Below are 23,259 nucleotides of genomic sequence, written 5' to 3' on the forward strand. Positions count from 1 at the left end.
CGCACGCGCCCTCACGCCCTCTGCCCCCCCCGCGCGCCCCCGCCCCCCCCCCCCCCCCCCCCCCCCCCCCCCCCCCCCCACATGACCCGCATCAAGCGGGAACGGCCACGGGCTCGGCACACGGCGACTCGACGGCGTTGCAGTACGGCAGGCCGCCGATGGGACGGTCGGTGCAGAAGCGGGCGATCAGGTCCGCGGACTCCTCACGGCGTTCGACCGTCACCAGGTGGTCCGCCTCCTTGACGGTGGTGAACCGCGCCCCCGGGATCGTCGCGGCCAGTTCACGCCCCATCTGCGGGGTGCACAGGGTGTCGTACTCGCCGGTGAACACCAGGGTCGGCACACGGGGGACCGGCAGGGGTTCGTAACAGCCGTGCGTCACCAGCCTGGTGTTGTGCTCGACGGCCTTCCTGATCTCGTCCGGCGTCTGGGTCGTGAACTGCCGCTGGAGCAGGCGCGCCACGGCCGTGTGCCTGCGGACCCGGCCGGCCTCCGGGTTCGACATGAACAGCCGTACCAGCCCGTCGGCGGCCCCCTCGATGTCGTTCCGTCCGAGCGCGTCCGACAGCCGCGGTACGGCGTCGGTGTAGAGGTCGGGGAGGCGGCCCGCCGCACCGGCGAAGACGATGCGCCTGACGGACTCCGGGTGGCGCTGCGCGAAGCGGAGGCCGACGACCTCGCCGAAGCAGCCGCCGAACAGGTTCACCCCGGTCACGCCGATCTCCGTCAGCATGTGCTGGACGGAGTCGGCGAGGAAGTCGATGTCGTAGCGGGCCGGCAGGAAGTCCGAACTGCCGTAACCGGGCAGGTCCACGGTGATCATCGTGCACAGCGGGGCCAGCCATCTCTCGTGGCTCTGCCAGGAGTACCGGTTCTGCGACGAGCCTCCGAGCAGCAGCAGCGGAGCCGTCTGCGGCACGCTCTGACGGACGATCCGGCACGTGTACGCGAAACCCTCGAAGGTGAGATCCCACTCCTGCACGGAGTCCTGGACGACGGTGACGGCAGTGCGCATGAACGGCTCCGAGGAGGACGAAAGGCGGCTGGCCGTTCCATGATTACCAGCAACCTGGTGGATCCGGCGCAATCACTCCAATGTGGGCGATCCGGCACCAAAGCCTTCCAAAACGCGAAAAGACCAGCGTTTCCGCTGGTCCATGCATGCTGGCGCCCCCGGCAGGACTCGAACCTGCGGCCAAGCGCTTAGAAGGCGCCTGCTCTATCCACTGAGCTACGGGGGCCGGTGTGGTGGCCTGTCGTCGTGGTGCCCGGGTTCGGGCCTGTCCGTGACGTCGCCGGAGACAAGGATAGGGCTCCCGCATCCTTGTCCCTGTTGCCTCGCCTCCGTGGCTCGATGTGGAGGTTCGGTGAAGCGGTCCTGATAATCGCAGGCAGGTACGAATCGTGCACCGCTTTTGGTCTCTCGCGCCACCGGGTGTTGTGCACTCGTTATGCCTGGGGCGTGCGCGCGTCGGGGTCGTCCCTTCCGTCCCTTGTGTCCTGTCGGCGCGCAGGCACACTCATATGCTTCAGAATTCCCCCAAAATTGGGCATTCTTCGCATGTGGTGACCTTGGACGTACGGCCCCAGCTGCTCGACGCACTCTCCGCCCTGCGCGACCGTGTCGCCGCCGCACGCTTCCCGCTGCCCCTGGCGGGGGCCGCACGCGCGCGTGCCAACCGCGACGAACTGCTCGCGCAGCTCGACGACTACCTGGTGCCCCGGCTGAGGGACCCCGAAGCGCCCCTGCTGGCCGTCGTCGGAGGATCCACCGGAGCCGGGAAGTCCACCCTGGTGAACTCCCTGGTGGGCCGCCGGGTCAGCGAGGCGGGCGTACTGCGGCCCACGACCCGGACACCGGTGCTCGTCTGCCACCCGGAGGACCACCACTGGTTCAGCGGGATGCGGGTGCTGCCCGACCTCACGCGCGTGTGGGTGCCCCACCACCGGGACCCCGCGGACGACCTGCTCCTGCCCGGCGAGGACCCCGCGCGGGTGCTGCACGTCGAGACCGCCGACACCCTGCCGCCCGGCCTCGCCCTCCTGGACGCGCCCGACATCGACAGCCTCGTCTCCGACAACCGGGTCCTCGCCGCCGAACTCATCAGCGCCGCGGACATCTGGGTCATGGTCACCACCGCCGCCCGTTACGCCGACGCCGTGCCCTGGCACATGCTGCGCACCGCCAAGGAGTACGACGTCACCCTGGTGACCGTCCTGGACCGCGTACCCCACCAGGTCGTCTCCGAGGTGTCCCGGCAGTACGGCGCCCTGCTCACCAAGGCCGGACTCGGCCACGTACCGCGCTTCACCGTGCCCGAGCTGCCCGAGTCGGCCTGGGGCGGCGGACTGCTGCCCGCCACCGCCGTGGCCTCGTTGCGGACCTGGCTGGTCCACCAGACGCTGGATCCCGCCGCCCGGCAGCACGTGATGGCCCGCACGGCGTACGGCGTCCTCGGCTCCCTCGACACCCGCATGCCCGAACTGGCCGGTGCGGCCGCCGCGCAGTACGCGGCCGCGCTGCGGCTCACCGCCGCCGTCGACGGGGCGTACGACAGCGAGCACGCGCGCGTGCGGGGCCGGCTGCAGGCCGGAGCCGTCCTCGCCGGCGACGCGCTCAGACGGTGGCGCGCCTTCCCCCTGGACTGCACCCCGGGCGAACTCCTCGACACCCTGGTGGAGAGCCTGAGCGCGCTGCTGCTGTGCGCCGTCGCCGCCGCCGACGAGCGCGTCGACGACGCCTGGCGGCGCGAGCCCGCGGCGGACGCCCCCGAGCTCGCCGGCCGCGGCGCCGCGCCCGAGAGCGCCGAGCACCGCATCGGACTGGCCGTACGGCGCTGGCGGCGCGAGCTCGAGGAGTACGCCGAGGACGAGGTGCGGGAGCTGGACCGGAGCGCCGCGCCCGACCCCGAGACGGTCGCCGCGCTGGTCGCCACGGCACTGCTGGGCGGCCGCCGGGCCCGGACCGCCGGGGAGGGGCTCGCCGAGCGGATCGGCGCGCACGGCGCGCTGCGGCTGCGCGACCGGGGCGGACGGCTGCTCGTCGCGTACGTGGACCGTGTCATGCGCGTCGAGCGCGAACGCCGGCTCGCCCCGCTCGACGCGCTCGAGGTGCACGCGGAGCCCCAGGCCGAACTCATCGCCGCGTTGTCCGTACTGCAGAAGGAGAGGTGACCGGTGACCGCCGTCACTGACCAGGACCACACCGAGCACCCCGAACACCCCGAGCGTTCCGACCGCGACGTCGGAGGACCACCCCGTACGGACACCGCGAGCCCCTGGGACGACGGGCTGATCGCGCGCCGGGTGAACGGGAGCGCCGACGAGGAGCAGGGCGCGGTGGCGGCGGCCCGCACGTCCGTGCCGCAGGCCGTGGCCCCGCTCGCGTACGACCCGTGGCTGCGGACGCGGCTCGACGCGCTGCGCGAGCTGGTGGGACTCTCCCGCACCCGGCTCGACAACCGGACCCTCGCACAGGCGGGCCGGGTCATCGAGGAGTCCACCGCGCGGCGCCGGCTCTCCGGACAGCACACCGTCGTCGCCATCGCGGGCGCCACCGGCAGCGGCAAGTCGCAGCTGTTCAACGCGCTGGCCGGAGTGCCCGTCTCGGAGACCGGCGTACGGCGGCCGACCACCGCCGCGCCCATCGCGTGCAGCTGGAGCGACGGCGCGGCGAGCCTCATCGAACGCCTCGGCATCCCGCCCAGGCTCAGGCGGCGCCCCCTCCAGGCGACCGCGGACGCCGACGAGCGGCTGCGCGGGCTGGTCCTGGTCGACCTGCCCGACCACGACTCGGCGGCCGTCCAGCACCGGGAGCAGGTGGACCGCGTCCTGGGCCTGGTCGACGCGGTCATCTGGGTCGTCGACCCCGAGAAGTACGCCGACGCCATGCTGCACGAGCGCTATCTGCGGCCCATGGCGGCCCACGCGGAGGTCATGTTCGTCGTCCTCAACCAGACCGACCGGCTGCCCGGGGAGGCCGCCGAGCAGGTCCTGGACGATCTGCGGCGGCTGCTCGACGAGGACGGCATCGTCCTGGGGGAGTACGGCGAACCCGGCACGACCGTGCAGGCGCTGTCCGCGCTCACCGGGGACGGGGTCGGCGAACTGCGGGAGTCGCTCGCCCGGTTCGTGGCCGAACGCGGGGCCCCGGCCCGGCGGATCTCCGCGGACGTGGACATCGCGGCTGCCAGGCTGCGGCCCGTGTACACCACCCGGCGGCGCACCGGGCTGAGCGAGGAGGCGCGCGAGGAGTTCGCCGACCGGCTCGCGGACGCCGTGGGGGCCACCGCCACGGGCGAGGCGGCCGAACGCGCCTGGCTGCGCAACGCGAACCGCGCGTGCGGCACGCCCTGGCTGCGGCTGTGGCGCTGGTGCCAGGAGCGGGGCGAGCCGTCCACCGGCCGGGTCGCCCCGCGCGGTCAACCCGAGGAGGAGGCGACGGCCAGGCAGCGCGTGGAACAGGCGGTGCGCACGGTGGCCGACCGCGCCTCGGCCGGACTGCCGGCGCCGTGGGCGCTGGCTGTGCGGGAGGCGGCCGTACGCGGCTCCCAGGGCCTGCCGGAGGCGCTGGACGAGCTGGCCGTACGCGCGGGACTGCCGCCGGGGAGGCCGCCGCGGCCCGGGTGGTGGCCCCTGGCCGTACTCGTCCAGGTGTCGATGACGGCCCTTCAGTTCGCCGGCGGACTGTGGCTGCTGGCGCAGATCATCGGGGTCATGGCGCCGAACCTGGGGGTGCCGGTGCTGCTGATGGCGATCGGCATCGTCGGCGGCCCGCTCGTCGAGTGGAGCTGCCGCATGGCGGCCCGGGGGCCCGCCCGGAGGTACGGGCAGGAGGCGGAGAGACGGCTGCGGGAGGCGGCCTCGGGGTGCGGCCGGGCCCGCGTCCTGGATCCGGTGGCGGCGGAACTGCTGCGGTACCAGGAGGTACGGGAGCAGTACGGGCGAGTGGTGGGGGTGGGAGCGGGATCGGGAGCGGGGGCCGGCCGGGGCTGAGGCGGAGCGCCTCCTTCGGGTGGCGGGGATGTCCACAGGCCGGCGGTGGTCCACAGTGCTCAGCGGGCCCGGCCCGGCGGAGGCAGTCTGGCTTCGCGGCGATCGCGGGACGGTTCGCGGTCGCCCTGCCGGACGGCAGCCGTACGGGACGGGCCCGTACGCGTATCAGCCCGGCGCCGGTGCCGCCGCGCGCGGCCGGCGGGTCCGGGCGAGGGAGGGAAACACGATGAACGAGACGATGGTGTGCGTGGTGGGCAACGTGGCGACGCGGCCGGCGTACCGGGAGACGGCCTCCGGCCCCGCGGCCAGGTTCCGGATCGCGGTCACGTCCCGGTACTGGGACCGGGAGAAGAGCGCCTGGGCGGACGGACACACCAACTTCTTCACGGTGTGGGCGAACCGGCAGCTCGCCACCAACGCGGCGGCGTCGCTGTCGGTGGGCGAACCGGTGATCGTGCAGGGCCGGCTGAAGGTGCGTACGGAGACGCGCGAGGGACAGCAGGGGTGGATGTCGGCGGACATCGACGCGGTGTCGATCGGCCACGACCTCGCCCGGGGCACGGCCGCCTTCCGGCGCGCGCAGCGACCGGAGCAGGTCTCCGTGCCGGAGCGCCCCGAACCCAACTGGGAGAACGGACCGGAGAATTCGGCGACCGCGGACGGAACCGCGCCCCAACGGCAGCCGGAACCTGCGACGGTGACATGAGGTCAGTGATTCGGTCTCCACACCGACGCCGACCGAACCGAGGCTTATCGGCTGATGCGTACCGGAACATCCTGGATGGATTTGTCGATAAGTCCTGCTCGCGAAGGCTTCCGCGATAACGATTCCGAGTCGGATCACTGCTCCGACGCGATCATCGGCGAGCGCGCATCGCCGCCTCCTTAGGATGCCGGGCATGGCTCCCGGCACTCCCGGGGCCGGTGATTCTGCTGGTGGGACCGTCAGCCCCCCACGTCAACGGGTCCCGCCCGGGAAGGATTTCGGTGTTTGCTTCGTTCTCCGCGGGGCCCGCGCGCGGACGCGGCCCGGCCCGCCTCGCCGCAGGGGCGCTGGTGTCCGGACTCGTCGCCACAGCCGTACTGGCCGGTGCCGGGACGGCGGCCGCCGCCGACGAGGAGACGGCGCCGGATCACAGCGGGGCGGCCGCGACCATAGGCGGACTCAAGACCTACGGAGCGGCCGTGATACACGATGCCGCCGGGGACCAGCAGGTGTCGGCGGGGCTGTTCGAGATGTCCGTCGAGGGCGGCGGCATGCTGCAGACGTACTGCGTCGACATCCGGACGCCCACGCAGAAGGACGCCAAGTACCACGAGACCGCCTGGAGCGGGACCTCGCTGGGCACCAACGAGGACGCCGGCCGGATCCGCTGGATCCTGCGGAACTCCTACCCGCAGGTCAACGACCTCGCGGCACTCGCGAAGAAGGCCGGCGTACGCGGCGGGCTCACCGAGCAGGACGCGGCGGCCGGCACGCAGGTGGCCATCTGGCGGTACTCCGACGACGTCTCCGTGGACGCCGTCGACCCCCAGGCCGAGCAGCTCGCCGACTACCTGCAGAAGAACGCCCGCGACCAGGCGGAGCCGAAGGCGTCGCTGGCCCTGGACCCGCCGGCGGTCTCCGGCCGCCCGGGTGGGCGGCTCGGCCCGGTCACGGTGCGCACCGACGCGCGCAGCGTGACCGTCTCCCCGCCGGCGGACGCCACCACGACCGGGGTACGGATCGTGGACAAGGACGGCGAGCCCGTCACCACCGCCACCGACGGCAGCCAGGTCTTCTTCGAGGTGCCCGAGGACGCGGCGGCCGACACCGTCGAGCTGACCGCGCAGGCCTCGACGACGGTGCCGGTCGGCCGCGCCTTCGTCTCCGAGAGCCGGAGCCAGACGCAGATCCTGGCCGGGTCCAGCGAGTCGACCGTCTCGGCGACGGCGAGCGCCACCTGGGCGCTCAAGGGCGCGATACCCGCGCTGTCCGCCCGCGAGAACTGCGCCAAGGGCGGGGTGGACGTCACCGTCGCCAACCAGGACGACGAGCCGTTCACCTTCGAAGTGGCGGGCGCGGAGCACACCGTCGCGGGCGGCGAGTCCCGCACGGTGACGGTCCCGCTGAGCGAGGGCCGGCCCTACGACTTCACGGTCACGGGCCCGAACGGCTTCGAGCAGCGCTTCACCGGCATGCTCGACTGCCTCACCCGGGCCGCCGAGATCGGCACCACCACCCACACCCTCACGGGTCCGGACCCCACCCCCCTGACCGACACTCCCACCGGCACCAACCTCGCCGAGACCGGCTCCTCCGGCGCCACTCCGTGGATCGCCGGCGCCGCCATCGCCCTGGTCGTCCTCGGCGGGGCGGGCCTGGTCGTCACCCGCCGCAGGAACACCCCCTCCGGCGACTGAGGCACTCCTCCGGCCCGGTGTGCCGGCGTCCGGTGGCGCGAGGGAAACGGGGGCCGGGATCCGGCCGGTCGCGGCCCTGGTCGTTCCGGGAGCGCCGCTGACGGGGTCGCCCGTGCCGCTCGGGTGAGGAGAGGCAGCGCCGCCGACCGGGGTGCCCGAAGACACTCGGCAGTGAAACACCAGGTCAGAGCCCTCCGGCCGGACGGGTTTCCCCCCAGGGGTGGCGGTCGGGCAAGATGGGGTGTATCTGCCCACTGCCAGATTTCAAGCTGCCGGACGGTTTCTCTTGGCTGAGTACATCTACACCATGCGCAAGGCGCGCAAAGCGCACGGCGACAAGGTGATCCTCGACGACGTCACCCTGAGCTTCCTGCCGGGAGCGAAGATCGGTGTCGTCGGTCCGAACGGCGCTGGTAAGTCCACCGTTCTGAAGATCATGGCGGGGCTGGAGCAGCCGTCGAACGGTGACGCCTTCCTCACCCCCGGTTACACCGTGGGCATCCTGCTCCAGGAGCCCCCGCTGAACGAGGACAAGACCGTCCTGGAGAACGTCCAGGAGGGTGTCGCCGAGGTCAAGGGCAAGCTCGACCGGTTCAACGAGATCGCCGAGCAGATGGCGACCGAGTACACCGACGCGCTCATGGACGAGATGGGCAAGCTGCAGGAGCAGCTCGACCACGCCAACGCCTGGGACCTCGACGCCCAGCTGGAGCAGGCCATGGACGCCCTGGGCTGCCCGCCCGGCGACTGGCCGGTCGCCAACCTCTCCGGTGGCGAGAAGCGCCGCGTGGCGCTGTGCAAGCTGCTCCTCGAGGCGCCCGACCTGCTGCTGCTCGACGAGCCCACCAACCACCTCGACGCCGAGTCGGTGAACTGGCTGGAGCAGCACCTCGCCAAGTACGAGGGCACCGTCGTGGCCGTCACCCACGACCGGTACTTCCTGGACAACGTCGCCGGGTGGATCTGCGAGGTCGACCGCGGCCGGCTGCACGGCTACGAGGGCAACTACTCCAAGTACCTGGAGACCAAGGCCACCCGCCTCAAGGTCGAGGGCGCGAAGGACGCCAAGCGGCAGAAGCGCCTCAAGGACGAGCTGGAGTGGGTGCGGTCCAACGCCAAGGGGCGGCAGGCCAAGTCCAAGGCGCGTCTGGCCCGCTACGAGGAGATGGCCGCCGAGGCCGACAAGATGCGGAAGCTGGACTTCGAGGAGATCCAGATCCCGCCGGGCCCGCGCCTGGGCAGCGTGGTCGTCGAGGTCAACAACCTCACCAAGGGCTTCGGCGAGAAGCTCCTCATCGACGACCTGTCGTTCACGCTGCCGCGCAACGGCATCGTCGGCATCATCGGCCCGAACGGCGCGGGCAAGACCACGCTGTTCAAGATGATCCAGGGGATCGAGGAGCCGGACTCCGGTTCCATCAAGGTCGGCGACACCGTCAAGATCTCGTACGTCGACCAGAGCCGCGAGAACATCGACCCGAAGAAGACCCTGTGGGCGGTCGTCTCCGACGAGCTCGACTACATCAACGTCGGCCAGGTCGAGATGCCTTCGCGGGCGTACGTCTCCGCGTTCGGGTTCAAGGGCCCGGACCAGCAGAAGCCGGCCGGGGTGCTCTCCGGCGGTGAGCGCAACCGGCTGAACCTCGCGCTCACCCTCAAGCAGGGCGGCAACCTGCTGCTCCTCGACGAGCCGACCAACGACCTCGACGTCGAGACGCTCTCCAGCCTGGAGAACGCCCTGCTGGAGTTCCCCGGGTGCGCCGTGGTCGTCTCCCACGACCGGTGGTTCCTGGACCGGGTCGCCACGCACATCCTCGCCTACGAGGGCGAGTCCAAGTGGTTCTGGTTCGAGGGCAACTTCGAGTCGTACGAGAAGAACAAGGTCGAGCGGCTCGGGCCGGACGCCGCGCGTCCGCACCGCGCCACCTACAAGAAGCTGACCCGGGGCTGATCTCTTGCGGCACATCTACCGCTGCCCGCTGCGCTGGGCGGACATGGACGCGTACGGCCACGTCAACAACGTGGTGTTCCTCCGCTACCTGGAGGAAGCCCGTATCGACTTCCTGTTCCGCCCGGAGAAGGACTTCAAGCAGGGGTCCGTGGTGGCGCGCCACGAGATCGACTACAAGCGGCAGCTCGTCCACCGGCACCACCCGGTCGACATCGAGCTGTGGGTCACGGAGATCAGGGCGGCGTCCTTCACCCTCACCTACGAGGTGAAGGACGACGACCTCGTCTACGTCCGCGCGTCGACGGTGATAGTGCCGTTCGACTTCGAGGCGCAGCGTCCGCGCCGGCTCACCGCGGAGGAGCGCGAGTTCCTCCAGGAGTACACGGACGACCCCGCCGAGGAAGAGGAGGAGGCCGTCGCCGCATGACGGTGCTCCACCTCGCCGACGAGAGGGAGGCCGCGGATCTCGCGGCCTTCCTCTCCCGGCTGCTGCGCTACGACCGTTCCGCCGCGGTGCGGCTGCAGGCGGCCGGCACGGCGCTCGCCGTCTTCGGCCGGCCGCCCTCCTTCGAGGTGCTCGCCGTCCGCGCCGTACGGCTGGCGAAGCCGTACGAGAACGGGCTCGACGTCACGCTGGACATGACCGTGTCCGCCGGTGAGCTGCTGGAGTCGGTGGACGAGTCCGCCGCCACGGCCGCCGTGCCGGGGGCGGTGACCGGGCCGCCGTGGGCCGGGGTGCTGCCGCCGCGCGGCGGCTGGCGGGCCGAGCCCGGACTGCCGGCGCCGCGGGAGCTGAGCGGGCTCGTCGCCGCGTCGGTCGCGGAGTTCCGGTCCCGTACGGAGGGGCTGGCGCCCGAGTCGCGTACAAGGGCCGAGCTCGACCGGATCGGGCGGGAGATCTGGTCCCGCACGGTCGCGGAGACCGGGCTTCCGGTGCGGGCGGTGCACGCCGCCCAGTCGCTGGGGTTCCTGCGGGGCGGCGAACAGGGGCTGTTCTCCTCGGGGTCGTGGCTCCGGCTGCGTACGCCCTACGGGTCGGTCGCCGTGCGCCGGGCGGGCCTCGGGACGCTGGACCTCAGCGTGCGCTGAGAGCGGTCCGCGCACCCGCTCACCGTCCCCCGCTGTCGTCCGGGCGGACGGCGATGTGGTCGGGTTCCAGTTCCAGCGCGACGCGGTCACGCATGTTCAGCGCCTTCGTGTACTCGGCGGGCAGCTGGAGGCGTCCGGCGCGGTCGAGCATGGCGTACTCGCGGGCGACGACGGTCTCGTGGCCGGTGGCCGCGTCGACCTCGCTGCGGCGCAGCACCTCGGTGGAGGTACGGCCGTCACGGATGGCGACCGTACGGCGGACCTCGCCCGCCACCGCCTGGTCGTGGGTGACGATCACGATGGTCGTGCCGAGCCGTTCGTTCGCGGTGCGGAACGCGGCGAAGATCCGCTCCGCGGTGTGGGAGTCCAGTTCGCCGGTGGGCTCGTCGGCGAGGAGTACGGAAGGATCGCCGGCGAGGGCCACGGCGATGGCGACGCGCTGCTGCTGACCGCCGGACATCTCGTGCGGGCGGCGGTCGCGGCAGTCCGCCACCTCCAGCAGCTCCAGCAGTTCCAGGGCGCGTTCGGCGCGGGCCCGGCGTCCGGGCCGGGAGCGGCTGCCGCGGCGGCCGGCGAGCCGCATCGGCAGGGCGACGTTCTGCGCCGAGGTCAGATAGGGCAGCAGATTGCGGGACGTCTGCTGCCAGACGAAGCCGACGACCTCACGGCGGTAGGCGAGGCGGTCCCCGGCGGTCATCGTGAGCAGATCACGGCCGGCCACGCGCGCCGCGCCGGCCGTGGGGGTGTCCAGGCCGGCCAGGATGTTCATCAGGGTCGACTTGCCGCTGCCGGACGCGCCCACGAGCGCCATCAACTCGCCCTCCCGCACCAGGAGATCGAGCCCCTGGAGCGCCTGCACCTCCACCCCGTCCGCGGTGAAGACACGGACCAGGCGGTCGCAGGTGATGAGCGCGTCATGGCCGTAGGCCGGGCGGTCACGGTCGGCGGCGACGCGGTCGGCCAGCTCGGCGAGCGTGGGATCCGAGGTCATCGGGGGCCTCCTGGACGGGAGTCGGTCACTGCGGCACCGTACGGGCGGACCCGGCCGCCGGACGACCGTGCGACCACCCGGTTCCCGGGTCCGGAACGGGGGCGGTCGTGCCACGGTCGTAGCGGTCGGGGCGAGGCGGCAGAGGACGTGGGTGAGGCGGGAGAGGACGTGGGTGAGGAGCGGAACGCCGCGGGTGAAGGGCGGGGTATCGGGGGAAGCGCCGCGGGCCCGGACGCCGTGCGGCCACCCGGGCCCCGAGCCCGGAACGGGGGCGGTCGTGCCGCGGTCGTAGCGGTGGGGGCGATGCGGGGGAGGGTGTGGGCGAGGAGTGGGACGTCGTGGGTGAAGGGCGGGGCATCGGGGGAAGCGCCCTCGGGGAGGGTGCCGGATGGGGCATCGGGGGAAGCGCCGCCGGGGAGGGGGTCGGGCGGGGCATCGGGGGAAGCGCCGCCGGGGAGGGGGTCGGGCGGGGCATCGGGGGAAGCGCCGCCGGGGAGGGGGTCGGGCGGGTCATCGGGCGTCACCCGCCCTCAGCTCCCGCACCGACCCCCTGCGCCCCGTCCACCAGGCCTGCGCCGCCGCGATTCCGACGGTGACGGCCACCACGGTCAGCGCCGGTACCAGCAGGGACACCGGGTCGGTGCGCAGCGCCGCCCGCCCCGCCGGGGACGCGGACGAGGAGACGGCGATGGCCGTCAGATCGATGCCGGGCGACAGCAGCCGGATGGCGGCCCACGCCGTGACGGTGCCGCCGGCCGCCGCGAGCAGCGCCTGCGGCAGGGACTCCAGGACGAGCAGACGGCGGCCCTGGGCCCGGGTGAGGCCCATGGTGCGCAGCCGGGCCAGCAGCGCGGCGCGTTCGGGAGCGGCGCGCAGCAGGGTCAGCAGCAGGGCGAGCACCGCGTACCCGGCGCCCGCCGCCACCGCCGCCGTGTAGACGCGCTCGGCGCCGGACTGCAGGGGCGAGTCGACGTACCGCGCGAACTGTTCCGCCCGGAGCCGGACCTGCGCGGCACCGCCCGCGGCCTCGCGCAGCGCGCCCGCGTCCGGCCGGTCCCCGGTCACCAGCAGCGTGGTCGGACGGTCGGGGCCGTCGGGCAGCCCGGAGCGGTCCACGACCAGGAAGTCCAGCCCGGCCAGCACCGGGGTCCGTTCCCGCACCTCCACGATCCGTACGGTGATGTCACTGCCGTCGTCCAGGCGCACCCGGAACGGCCGGGTGCCGTAGCGGTCGGCGACCTCGGGGGAGGCCAGGGCGGGCAGGGCCCCGGCACCGGACGCCTTCAGCAGGTCCGGATCGAAGGCGCCGATGTCCGTGTGCCGGCTGAGGGCCGCGTAACCGGCCGGGTCGACCCCGGCCACCGGCACGGTCAGCCGCCCGCCCGGGGGCATACCGTCGTAGGAGACGCTCACGGCGGTGACGTCCCGGACGCCGGGTGCGCTCCGGACCCGCTCGGCGAGCCCCGGCGGCAACGGCCGCATCCCCTCGACACGGGCGTCGGCGCCGACACCGAGGACGGCCGCGCGGTCCCGGGCGTCGGCCACACCGGTGAGGACGGAACCGCCGAACGCGGCCGTGGTCAGCGCCGTCAGCAGGGCCAGCAGCGGCAGCACCGCGGACCCGGACGCACGGCCCGCGCGGGCCAGCGACAGCGGGCCCACCACACCCCGCAGCCGCCCGGCCGGACGGGCCAGCCCGCGCAACGGCAGCGGGTACAGCCGCACCAGCACCAGCGCGGCGATCACCCCCACCAGCACCGGGGCCGACGACACCAGCCCGTCCCCGGACGCCCCCTCGCCGTCCGGCGTACCGCGCGTGCGCAGCGCCACGACCGCGCCCGCCGCCAGCGTGAGCAGCGTGAGCTCGGCGACCGTGCGACGCCGTGACGGGCGGGCCGAGGCGAGGTCGTCACGGGCGGCGTGCACCCGTACCGCGCGGTGCGCGGCGACGGCCCGCAGCGGCAGCGCCACGGAGGCGAGCAGGGCGGCGGCACCGGCGGCGGCCACGGCGTACGACAGCCGGCCCCCGTCGACCGTGAGCCGGGCGGCGGCCAGACCCAGGGCGGCCGCCGGCACGGCGACCACCGCCGTCTCCGCCAGCAGTCGCCCGGTGAGACCGCGCAGGGAGGCGCCGCGGGCGCGCAGCAGGGTCAGCTCGGCGCGGCGCCGGTCGGCGGCGAGACCGCCCGCCATCAGCAGGACGACGGCCGCGACCGTGCCGGTGCCGAAGGCGGCGACGGCCACCAAGGGGCCGATGACGGAACGCAGCCCGGTGTACTCGGCGAGCACCTCGTCGAGCGAGGTCTCCGCTTCCACGGTCGGCGCGGCGACCGCACGGGCCCGCTGGAGCAGCGGGCCCGCCTCCAGGGAGGCGACGGCCGACGTCAGCCGCGGCAGGTCGTAGCCGTGCAGGGCGGACACCTCGGGGGCCAGCATCCAGTACCGCTCAGGGATCCCGCCCGTGCCCAGCAGCGCCGGGGCCGCGTCCGGGGGCAGCAGCAGCGCGCCGACCCAGAACACGCTGCGCGACGGATCGCCGGGGACGGTCACCAGGCTCGGGCCGCGCAGCACGGGGGTCGTCGACCAGTACGCCTGACGCGGCGCGCGCGGTTCGACGACACCGGTGACCCGCACCGCGAGCGGGGCGCGCTCCACACCGGGCACGTGGACGACCGAGCCCACCTCGATGTTCAGTTTCCGGGCCGTCTCGGCGGTGACGGCGGCCTCGACCGCCGTCGTCGACGCGGTGACGCCGTCCGGGGCCTTCGGCAGCCGGCCCTCCCGCAGCCGGGAGTGGCCGGCGAGCCCGCTCGGGGCGACGAGGTGGAACTGCGGGGCGAGCCCGTCCGGCCGGGACAGATACGGGTCCGGGGCCGCCAGCCGCCGGGTGGTGCGCACACCGTAGGACGACTGGTCCGGGTCGGGCGGGAGGGAACGGCCGGGCAGCGTGAAGAGCTCGGCGTAGGGGCCGCGCACGGCGTCCTCGCGCAGCTGCTCCTCCCACGTTTCGAGGGGTATGACGCCGTCGGGCCGGGAGGCGTACAGCTGGACGGTGGTGCGGTCGGGTCCGGCCACCTCCATCGACCGGCGCAGCCCCGCGTCGCCGTACCGGTCGACCGCGAGCGGCAGCGCGGCGGCCAGGAACGCGGTCACCGCGACCAGCACCGCGAGCGCCGCAGCCGCCCCGGGCGCCGACCGCAACCGGGTACGCACCCAGGGCACGGCCACCCGCACCCGCCCCGAAGTCCGCTCGCTCACGTCACTCGCCTCCCGTTCTGGCAGCGGTACGGCCGTGATGGGCGGTGGTGGTGAGGAGTGCCGGGTTGTCGCGGCGCCGGGTGTGCGGGGTCGGGGTGTCCATCCTCAACCGCCTCCCCGTTCCCGCAGTGACGTCACCGGGTCCGCCCTGCGCAGGGCCAGTACGGTCGTGATCAGCAGGGGGGCCGCGGCCACGGCGGTCAGGAGGGTGGCCACCTGGGCGGGGGGCAGCTCCACCAGGACCCCGGGGACCGGGCGGGTGGCCTCCGCGGTCAGCATGACCAGGGGGATCACCGCCCGGGCCAGCACCGCGCCGAGCAGGACGCCCACCACCAGCGCCAGACCGACCAGCACCCCCTGCTCGACGAGCACCACCCGGGCCAGCCGCCGCCGGGAGGCGCCGAGCGCGCGCAGCACCGCGAACTCGGCGGACCGTTCCCGCAGCGACCCCGCCGCGCTCACCGCGAACCCGACCGCCGTCAGCGCCGCCGCCGCGAGGGCCGCCGCCCCGAACGCGGTGCCCGGCCCGGCGCCGAACGGGTCGTCGCGCAGCTCCGCGGCGATCTCGTCCCGCACCACCACCCGGGACGGATCGATGTCGGGCCGGCCGCGCAGCGCCTCCGCCACCCGCGCCGACGCGCCCGGCGCGGTCGCCAGCCACCACTCGTTCGGCAGCACGCTCTCCCCCTGGCGCGCCTGGATCATCCGGTTGACGGACCGCAGGTCGACGAGCAGGGCCCCGCCGTCGTCCTTCCCGCCGGTCGGCGTGGACGGCAGCTCCCGCACCGCCCGCGCGAGCCGCAGCGGCACGGTGACCCCGCCGATCCGCACGTCCACCCGCTGCCCCGCCCGCGCGCCCGCGGAGGCGAGGTAGCGGTCCGTCGCCACGGCGGTGACCTCGGACGACGACGGCTGCGGCACCTGGAGGCCGATGGTGAGCGGAGAGGGCCGCCAGGCCAGGTCCGCCGGGAGGTGGCCGGTGCCGTAGACGACGGTCGTCGGGTCGTCGGAGACCACACGGGGCTGGTCGGGCCCGGTGTTCCCGCCGGGGGAGGACACCGCGTCGCCGGCGCGGACGGACAGCTTCCACTCGGCCGGCAGCGACAGCTCCCGCTCCCGGCCGCCGGTGTCCGTGGCGGTCAGCGCCGCCAGGGTGAGGCGGTGCCGCTCGGCCTTCCCGACCGGCTGGACCAGCTCCAGCCGGAGCCCGGTCAGCGTCAGCGCGCCCATCGGCGCCTCGGTGACCGCCGCGAGGTCGAAGGCGAGGTCGTGGGGGCGTCCGTCGGCGCGCAGCCCGCCGAGGCCGAGCGAGTACGGGGTGCCGTAGGAGTCCTCCACGGTGGCGGTGACGTCGACCGGGGCCCCCGCGTCCGCGCCCCGCAGCGCCGCCGTCAGCGCCAGCCGCGCGGTGCCCGCCGGTACGCGGACGCCCGCCGGGGCACCCTCCGGCGGCAGCTCGGACATCATCGCGGGCACCGGCACCGGCGCCAGGTCGGAGCGCATCAGCACCGTGTCCGCCGCGTGCGCGGTGTCCAGCGCCAGCACGGTCGCCGTCCGCCCGCCGGACAGCGGCAGGGTCGTACGGAAGGCGGGAGCGGCCGCGCGTACGCCGGACACGGCCGCGTACGCCTGACCGCGGCCGAACACGTCCTCCCCGGTGGCCAGGACCCGCACCGGCGCACCGGCCCGGAAGTCCGCCTGCTCGTCCTGCGAGCGCTCCCACGAGGAGCCCTGGCCGATCGCCAGCATGCCCAGCGCCACGGCGAGCACCAGCAGCAGCACCGGGCCGGCCCCGCGCATCGGGCGGCGGCTGAGCTGCCAGCCCGCCAGCGCCCCCGGCAGCCCCCGGCCGCGGGCCGCCCACCGCTCGGCCAGCCGCGCCACCGGCGGCAGCAGCCGCAGCGTCAGCACCGTACCGGCGAGCAGCGCCAGCGCCGGGGTGACCACGAGCAGCGGATCGACGCCGAGGTCCTCGCCGACGGCACCGGAGGGCCGGCGGCTCAGCCGCCAGTACGCCACACCGGCCACCACCAGCAGACCCACGTCCGCGCCCGCGCGCACCACGCCCGGCAGCGGCCCGGCACGGCCGGCCGTGAAGGAGGAGACGAGCGCCGGGACCGTGACGGCCAGCGCGCAGCCCAGCGCCACGCCCGCCGCCACCAGCCACACCGCGCCGCGTCCGGCGACCGCGCCGACGGAGGTGTCCAGGCGCAGCCCGATCCGGGCCAGCGCGCCCTGCCCGGCGAGCAGCCGGACGAGCGGTCCCGCGAGCAGCGGGGCGCAGGCCGCCGCGGGCACGGCCAGCAGCAGCGCCTCCAGGGCGGCGAGCCGGGCCACCTGGGCGCGGGAGGCGCCGCGGGCCCGCAGCAGCAGGGTCTCGCCCGCGCGTTCGGCGCTCAGCAGCCGGGCCACCAGCAGCAGGGCGCACGCGGCGAGGAGGGCGAGCTGGAGCGCGATGACCAGCAGCGTGGAGCGGGAGACGAGCAGGGAGCGTTCGACGCGGTCCAGCGCGGCGGGCAGCTCGCTCGTGGCGGTCGCCGTACCGTCCAGCGCCTCGGCCTCGGGCAGGCCGGCGACGCCTTCGCGCACCGCTTCGCGCAGCGCGTCGATCCGTTCGGTCGTCATCGTCGAGAAGTCGGCCGACGCCAGCCATCCCGAGGGGCCCGTGCTGACCGCGCGTCCGGTGAACAGGGTGGGGTCGGCGAGCAGGGGGCCGTACGTCGTGAAGTGTCCCTTGACGATTCCGCGGCCGTTCAGGTCGTCCAGTTGCCAGTAGGGCGCGGCGGTGTCCACGGGCCGGTACAGGCCGGTGATCCGGACCGTCGCCGGTGGCCCGTCGAGCCGGCTGTCCAGGGTGAGGCGGGCGCCCGGCTCCAGGGCGAGGGCGCGGGCGACGGTCTCCGGGAGGGCGGCCTCGATCTCCGTACCGGTGACCTTCGCGGGCATCCGGCCCCCGGTGATCCGCACCTGGGTGCGGTCCAGTGCGGCGAAGTGCGTGAGGTCGGGTTCGTCCGTCTTCACGCGTTCGTCCGGGGGGCGGAGGGAGCCGGGGAGGGCGTACGGGCCGGAGCGGGTGAGGGTGCGCAGCGTCACCGGCAGTCCGTCGAAGGCCTCGCGGGTGCCTTCGCGTACGGCGGTGTCGGCGGCGGTGCGGCCGGCCGTCGGGACGGTCTCGGCCTTGACGGTGAGCGTGGTGTCGGCGGCGTCGCGGGGGGCCGCCAGGGCGTGGCGCAGGGAGGCGTCGCCGATGGTGGTGGAGTAGGCGGTGAGGGTGGCGAGGACGGCTGTGGTGAGGAGGACGGTGAGGAGGGCGGCTGCGAGGAGGGGTTTGTGCGCGTGTGCGCGGGCGAGTGTGAATTTCGCCGAGTCCCCTGCGGATGGCACCGCAACCCCCCGTGGCTGTCCGGACCTTCGGGTGATGCTGTCAGAGGGGGTGGGGTGGGGGTAACCGTTCGGGCGGTGGGTTTGATCCGATCGTGATCGGAAATCGGGGACGGGGGAGCGGAATGCGATCGGGGAGGGGTTTCTTCGCCCCCGCCGCCCCTTCCCGTCCCGACCCGGGGGCGTTGCCCCCGGACCCCCGCTCCTCGAACTCCCCCAGAGGGGGCACCCCCGGAGAGGCTGGTCAGTCCGGGGAGTTGATCATCGACGCCGCCGCGTACGTCATGTACTTCCACAGCGTCTGTTCGTGTTCCTCGGGCAGGTCCAGTTCGTCGACGGCGTCGCGCATGTGCTTCAGCCATGCGTCGTGTGCCGCCCGGTCGACCTTGAACGGGACGTGGCGCATCCGCAGCCGCGGGTGGCCGCGGTTCTCGCTGTAGGTGGTCGGACCGCCCCAGTACTGCATGAGGAACAGTGTCAGCCGCTCCTCGGCCGGGCCCAGGTCCTCCTCGGGGTACATGGGCTTCAGCAGCGGATCGTCGGCCACCCCCACGTAGAAACGGTGGACGAGCCGGCGGAAGGTCTCCTCCCCGCCGACCTGCTCGTAGAAGGTCTGCTCCTGAAGCGTGCCGCGCCGAATCTCTGTCACGCCGTCCATGGTCTCAGACGCGCCGGCATAGGACTCGAGGCCTAGGACCGCCCTACCGTGGAGACATGAGTGGACAGGACCGCGAGCTGCGGGCCGCGCTCGTGCGGGAGATCGGTGCGAGCGGGGCCTTCGACGCCGACCCGGTGTGGCGGGAGGCGTTCGCCGCCGTGCCGCGCCACCTGTTCGTGCCGTACTACTACGTGGGCGTCGTCGGCGGCTACGAACGCCGGTGGGGCGAGAACCCCGACCCCGGGGCGCGCGAGCGGTGGCTGCGCGGCGCGTACGAGGACACCCCGCTGGCGATCCGGCTGCGCGACGGCGAGCTGCTCTCCTCCAGCAGCCAGCCCTCCCTCATGGCGCTGATGCTGGCCGGCCTGGAGGTCCGGGAGGGGCAGAGCGTCCTGGAGATCGGCACCGGCAGCGGGTACAACGCCGCCCTGCTCGCCCACCGGCTCGGCGACGACGACCTGGTCACCACCGTCGACCTCGACCCGGACATCACCGAGTCGGCCACCCGGCACCTGGCCGCCGCCGGACACCGTCCGGCCGTCGTCACCGGCGACGGCGCGCGCGGAGTGCCCGCACGCGCCCCCTTCGACCGGATCATCGCGACCTGCGCCCTGCCGTCCGTCCCGCGCGCCTGGCTCGCCCAGTGCCGTCCGGGCGGCCGGATCCTCGCCCCGTTCGCCACCGGCCTGGTCGCGCTCACCGTGCGCGACGCGCGTCACGCCGAGGGGCGCTTCCTGCACACGCCCGCCTACTTCGTCCCGCTGCGCGGCGCGAGCCGGTCGTGGCAGGAGCAGCCCGATCCGGAAGGGCTGCCGGTCACGGCCCGGGGAAGCGATCTGTTCCGGTTCCTGCTGGCACTGACCGCCGGCGCCCTCGCCCCACGGGAGGCGTACGACCTCTGGGAGCGCGAGGGCAGGCCGCAGCGCGAACGCTACGGCCTCACCGTCGACGCCGAGGGCGACCGGGCCTGGCTGGACGACCCCGGAGGGCCGCACGCCTGGCCGTTGCCCGCGGCCTAGGGGTGTCGCTCAGCCCCGGCGGATGGTGATCGTCGTCCAGGCGCCCACGTGGACCTGGTCGCCGTCCTGGAGCGGGACCGGGACGAACGGCTGGATCGGCTCGTCCGAGCCGTTGACCGTCGTGCCGTTCGTCGAGTTCTGGTCGACGACCGCCCACGTGCCGTCCGGCTGCTGCACCAGCACCGCGTGCTGGTGGGAGACGCCCGGGTCCTCCGGCGGGGTCGACAGATCGATGTCGGGGGTGTCGCCGGTGGAGTGGCGACGGCGCCCGATGGTGATCTGGTTGCCGGTGAGCGTGCGCTGCTGCTCGGGCGAGTACGCGGGCAGGTTCAGGCCCGCGGCCTCGGGGCCGGAGCGCTGCATCATCGCCATGAAGTACTCGCGGTCCGGACCGATGGTCGCGGTCCAGGTCGCCGGGCCCTGCGGCGGACGGGGCTGCTGCGGGAAGCCGCCGGGTCCGGGCGGAGCCTGGGTCGCACCGGGCTGCGGGTAGCCGTAACCGCCGCGCTGACCGGGGCCGTTCGGGCCGCCGGGACCGCCGGGGCCGTTAGGCCCACCAGGTCCGCCGGTCGGCGGCGAGATCACCCAGTCGTCGTCACCGCCGCCGAAGGGCGACCCGCCCGGCTGGGGGCGACTGGTCTCCTGCGGGAACCCGGGCGGGGCCGACGCCCCGGGCTGGAACGCCTGCGGAGCACCGGGGCCGTTCGGCCCGCCGGGGCCACCGGGCCCGCCGGGACCACTGAAACCACCGGGTCCGTTCGGCCCGCCGGGGCCACCGGGTCCGTTCGGACCGCCGGGGCCACCGAAGCCGCCAGGGCCACCGGGACCGCCAGGGCCACCGAGTCCGTTCGGACCGCCGGGGCCGCCAGGGCCACCGGGACCGTTGGGCCCACCGGGTCCGCCGAAGCCGCCGGACCCACCGGGACCGTTAGGTCCACCAGGTCCATCGGGACCGCCGAAGCCGCCGGGTCCGTTCGGGCCGCCGGGACCGCCGAAGCCGCCAGGGCCACCAGGACCGCCAGGGCCACCGGGGCCACCGGGACCGCCGGGTCCGTTCGGACCGCCGGGGCCGCCGGGTCCGTTCGGGCCGCCGGGGCCGCCGAAGCCGCCAGGGCCGCCGGGGCCACCGGGACCGTTCGGACCACCGGGGCCGCCGGGTCCGTTCGGACCGCCGGGACCGCCGAAGCCGCCAGGGCCACCGGGTCCGCCGGGACCGTTGGGCCCACCGGGTCCGCCGAAGCCGCCGGACCCACCGGGACCGTCAGGTCCGCCAGGTCCGTCGGGACCGCTAAAGCCGCCGGGACCGTTCGGGCCGCCGCGCTGACCGGGTCCGTTCGGACCGCCAGGTCCGTCGGGACCGCCGAAGCCGCCGGGACCGCCGGGACCGCCCGGGCCGTTCGGGCCGCCGGGACCGCCGAAGCCGCCGGGTCCACCAGGACCGCCCGGCCCGCCAGGTCCTCCGGGTCCGCCCGGACCCGGAGGCGGCGGTACAGGTCGTGAGGGGTCGCCGCCGAAGCCGGGCGGGCCCGGGGGGATCGGCTCGGCGGGGCGGTTCACCTGCGAGGGGCGTGAGCCCTGATAGTCGTACGAGTCACCGCCGCCGTACGACGGTCCGCCGGGCGGCTGCTGGAAGGGACCGCCCGGACCCGGACCCGGACCCGGGCCGGGGGCCGGCGGACGCGGGGCGGCCGGGGTGTACGAGGTCGCCGTGTTCGTCAGGAAGTTCCACCGGCACTCCTCGCAGAACGGCGCCGCGCCCTCACGCGGCGTACGGCACTGCGGGCACAGCTCCGTCCGGCCGCCACCGGGGCCACCGCCGAAACCACCGGGGCCGCCAGGACCGCCGGAGGGGCCGCCGGGCGGCGGGAAGCCGTAGCCGCCACCGGGTGCGGGCGGCGGGGGAGGAGGAGGTGGGGGCACGGCACCCGCCATGCGGTGACCGCACACCTCGCACCAGTCGTCGGAACCCGACTGGTGTCCGTTCGGGCAGGTCGGCATGTCGGCGCTTCCCCCTCTCCTTGTCCGGCCGGTTCCGGCCGGTTTCTCCCACCCCGAGGGGTCGGGCTCGACTACTTACGGATCACTTCTTTACACGAACAGTCTTTGTCGACCGAGTCTCGAGCGTCATCTCGTCGGCCTCCCGGACCTTCGCCTTCAGTCGCACAGTACCCGTCGCGGCATCGACCACGTCCACCACCTTCGAAAGCAGTTTCGCAGTATCCGCGTTGCCGGACGCGCTCGCGAGCTGCACGGCCCTGCCCAGTTTGGCCGTCGCTCCGTCGATATCCCCCTCTTTACGCAGATCCAGACCCTGTTGGATGACTTCCGCCAGTTCCGCCTGCCCGGTGTAGTGGGCGACCTGGGGGTTGATCGACGTCGAGGCGGCCATGTCGTCCGTCCACACGGCCCGGACCAGACCCTGCGCCCCGAGGTTGCGCACGCCGCCGTCGGACGACTGCGGGATCACCAGCGACAGCCGGGCCGCCAGCATCTCCTGCCCGATGTTCGCGGGCGGCACCTCGACACAGACGTGGTAGTCGCGGGACTCGTCACCCCAGGAACCCAGCGGGTAGTCGCCCGCGCGCGGACCCGCCTCCGTACGACGGCCGGTCAGCTCCTCGACTGTGGGCGCGACCTGCTTGACGAACCTCACCGTCGTACCGACCGGGGTCCACAGCCGCAGCGAGACGTCCGCGACCTCCTTGCCCATCGCCGTCTCCATCATCCGCGTGAAGTCGGCGGCGAGACCTGCCGGATCGGCGACGATGTCGGCGGTGCCGAGGAGGGCGGAGGCGACGGCTGTGACTTCTTTCACTTCCCAGTCGGTGCCCACACCGCGGGCGTCACAGGTGAACCGTCCGGCGCAGGCGTCCAGGGCCGCCTTCAGGTCCTGCGGCGACTCGTGCTCGTTGCGGCCGTCGGTGAGCAGGATGCCGTGCCGGATCGCCACGTCCGCCGGCGCCAGCAGCCGGTCGGCCAGCCGCAGCCAGGTGCCGATCGCCGTGCCGCCGCCCGCGCTCAGCTTCCGCAGCGCCTGCTTGGCCTGCTCACGGGTGGAGGTGTCGGCGACCGCGAGGCCGCCACCGCCCGGATACACCTCCTTGGCCACGTGCGTGCCGCCGACCACCGCGAAGTGCACGCCGTCGCGCAGGGCGTCGATCGCGGCGGCCGTCGCGTCGCGGGCGTTGCGCATCTTGGTCGGCGGGTAGTCCATCGAGCCCGAGCAGTCGACCATGAGGACCACGGCCGCCGACGGGCCCTGGCCGGGCGAGTAGAGGTGGGGTGCCGCCACCGCGCTGCCGATGGTGCCGCCGCCGGTCGCGGTCACCGTGACGATGGCGTTGACCTCGCGACCGCCCTCCGGCAGGTACTCGTTCTGGTACACGTCCACCGAGAACTGCGGCACGTTCGATTTCGAGAAATTGGCCATGCCTGTTCGATCCCCCTTGGATGCCCCGGCGGCGCGGGGCGACGACGGATGACGGACCGGTCCCCTCCGGTCCGTCGATGCTTC

General features: G+C 74.2%; 15 protein-coding genes and 1 tRNA gene. 8 read left to right on the plus strand and 8 right to left on the minus strand.

The genetic code is table 11. From position 1 onward, the window contains the following. Positions 1 to 91: 91 nt before the first annotated feature. Entirely contained in the window at positions 92 to 1,015 is a 924-nt protein-coding gene (locus ACIA6T_RS03935) for an alpha/beta fold hydrolase (RefSeq protein WP_399444964.1), read from the minus strand. A 150-nt stretch (positions 1,016 to 1,165) separates the two neighbouring features. Next, positions 1,166 to 1,241, minus strand: a tRNA-Arg gene (locus tag ACIA6T_RS03940). A 322-nt stretch (positions 1,242 to 1,563) separates the two neighbouring features. On the opposite strand from ACIA6T_RS03940, the gene ACIA6T_RS03945 reads away from it, so the two are divergent. The 7 genes from ACIA6T_RS03945 (at position 1,564) to ACIA6T_RS03975 (ending at position 10,438) form a co-directional block, all read left to right on the plus strand. After that, positions 1,564 to 3,174 carry a dynamin family protein gene (locus ACIA6T_RS03945; protein ID WP_399444965.1) on the plus strand — a complete coding sequence of 537 codons (1,611 nt, stop codon included), beginning with the start codon at positions 1,564 to 1,566 and terminating at the stop codon, positions 3,172 to 3,174. Between the two features lie 3 nt (positions 3,175 to 3,177). Beyond that, positions 3,178 to 4,995 (plus strand): GTPase, encoded by a 1,818-nt coding sequence (locus tag ACIA6T_RS03950; RefSeq protein WP_399444966.1) that lies wholly within the window; start codon positions 3,178 to 3,180, stop codon positions 4,993 to 4,995. 226 nt (positions 4,996 to 5,221) lie between these two features. Beyond that, a complete protein-coding gene (locus tag ACIA6T_RS03955; RefSeq protein ID WP_399444967.1) occupies positions 5,222 to 5,701 on the plus strand; it encodes a single-stranded DNA-binding protein in 480 nt (159 codons plus the stop codon). 281 nt (positions 5,702 to 5,982) lie between these two features. After that, a complete protein-coding gene (locus ACIA6T_RS03960; protein WP_399444968.1) occupies positions 5,983 to 7,398 on the plus strand; it encodes a Cys-Gln thioester bond-forming surface protein in 1,416 nt (471 codons plus the stop codon). A 286-nt stretch (positions 7,399 to 7,684) separates the two neighbouring features. After that, a complete protein-coding gene (gene ettA / locus ACIA6T_RS03965) occupies positions 7,685 to 9,349 on the plus strand; it encodes an energy-dependent translational throttle protein EttA (protein WP_399444969.1) in 1,665 nt (554 codons plus the stop codon). Between the two features lie 4 nt (positions 9,350 to 9,353). Continuing rightward, a complete protein-coding gene (locus ACIA6T_RS03970; RefSeq protein WP_399444970.1) occupies positions 9,354 to 9,776 on the plus strand; it encodes an acyl-CoA thioesterase in 423 nt (140 codons plus the stop codon). Next, positions 9,773 to 10,438, plus strand: coding sequence for a hypothetical protein (locus ACIA6T_RS03975; protein WP_399444971.1), 666 nt, complete (start codon positions 9,773 to 9,775; stop codon positions 10,436 to 10,438). Before ACIA6T_RS03970 ends, ACIA6T_RS03975 begins: the two co-directional genes overlap by 4 nt. 19 nt (positions 10,439 to 10,457) lie before the next feature. On the opposite strand, the gene ACIA6T_RS03980 is transcribed toward ACIA6T_RS03975, so the two are convergent. From ACIA6T_RS03980 to ACIA6T_RS03995, 4 genes are all read right to left on the minus strand, one after another. Beyond that, positions 10,458 to 11,429, minus strand: coding sequence for an ABC transporter ATP-binding protein (locus tag ACIA6T_RS03980; RefSeq protein WP_399444972.1), 972 nt, complete (start codon positions 11,427 to 11,429; stop codon positions 10,458 to 10,460). 510 nt (positions 11,430 to 11,939) lie between these two features. Further along, complete coding sequence (locus tag ACIA6T_RS03985; RefSeq protein ID WP_399444973.1) at positions 11,940 to 14,687, minus strand: FtsX-like permease family protein; 2,748 nt, start codon at positions 14,685 to 14,687, stop codon at positions 11,940 to 11,942. Positions 14,688 to 14,792: 105 nt separating this feature from the next. Next, positions 14,793 to 18,071: an FtsX-like permease family protein gene (locus ACIA6T_RS03990; RefSeq protein WP_399444974.1), complete on the minus strand. Its 3,279-nt coding sequence runs from the start codon at positions 18,069 to 18,071 to the stop codon at positions 14,793 to 14,795. 241 nt (positions 18,072 to 18,312) lie between these two features. Beyond that, on the minus strand, positions 18,313 to 18,726 hold the full coding sequence (locus tag ACIA6T_RS03995; protein WP_385047971.1) for a globin: 414 nt from the start codon (positions 18,724 to 18,726) through the stop codon (positions 18,313 to 18,315). Between the two features lie 56 nt (positions 18,727 to 18,782). On the opposite strand from ACIA6T_RS03995, the gene ACIA6T_RS04000 reads away from it, so the two are divergent. Further along, a complete protein-coding gene (locus tag ACIA6T_RS04000) occupies positions 18,783 to 19,745 on the plus strand; it encodes a methyltransferase domain-containing protein (protein ID WP_399444975.1) in 963 nt (320 codons plus the stop codon). Between the two features lie 9 nt (positions 19,746 to 19,754). Here the strand turns inward: ACIA6T_RS04000 and ACIA6T_RS04005 are convergent, their stop codons facing one another. Then, positions 19,755 to 21,743 carry an FHA domain-containing protein gene (locus ACIA6T_RS04005; protein WP_399444976.1) on the minus strand — a complete coding sequence of 663 codons (1,989 nt, stop codon included), beginning with the start codon at positions 21,741 to 21,743 and terminating at the stop codon, positions 19,755 to 19,757. A gap of 82 nt (positions 21,744 to 21,825) precedes the next feature. After that, positions 21,826 to 23,175, minus strand: coding sequence for a VWA domain-containing protein (locus ACIA6T_RS04010; protein WP_399444977.1), 1,350 nt, complete (start codon positions 23,173 to 23,175; stop codon positions 21,826 to 21,828). Between the last annotated feature and the right edge of the window lie 84 nt (positions 23,176 to 23,259).

Origin of the sequence: Streptomyces sp. NPDC051740 (assembly GCF_044453165.1) — a bacterium.
In the GTDB taxonomy this organism is placed as follows: domain Bacteria; phylum Actinomycetota; class Actinomycetes; order Streptomycetales; family Streptomycetaceae; genus Streptomyces; species Streptomyces atrovirens.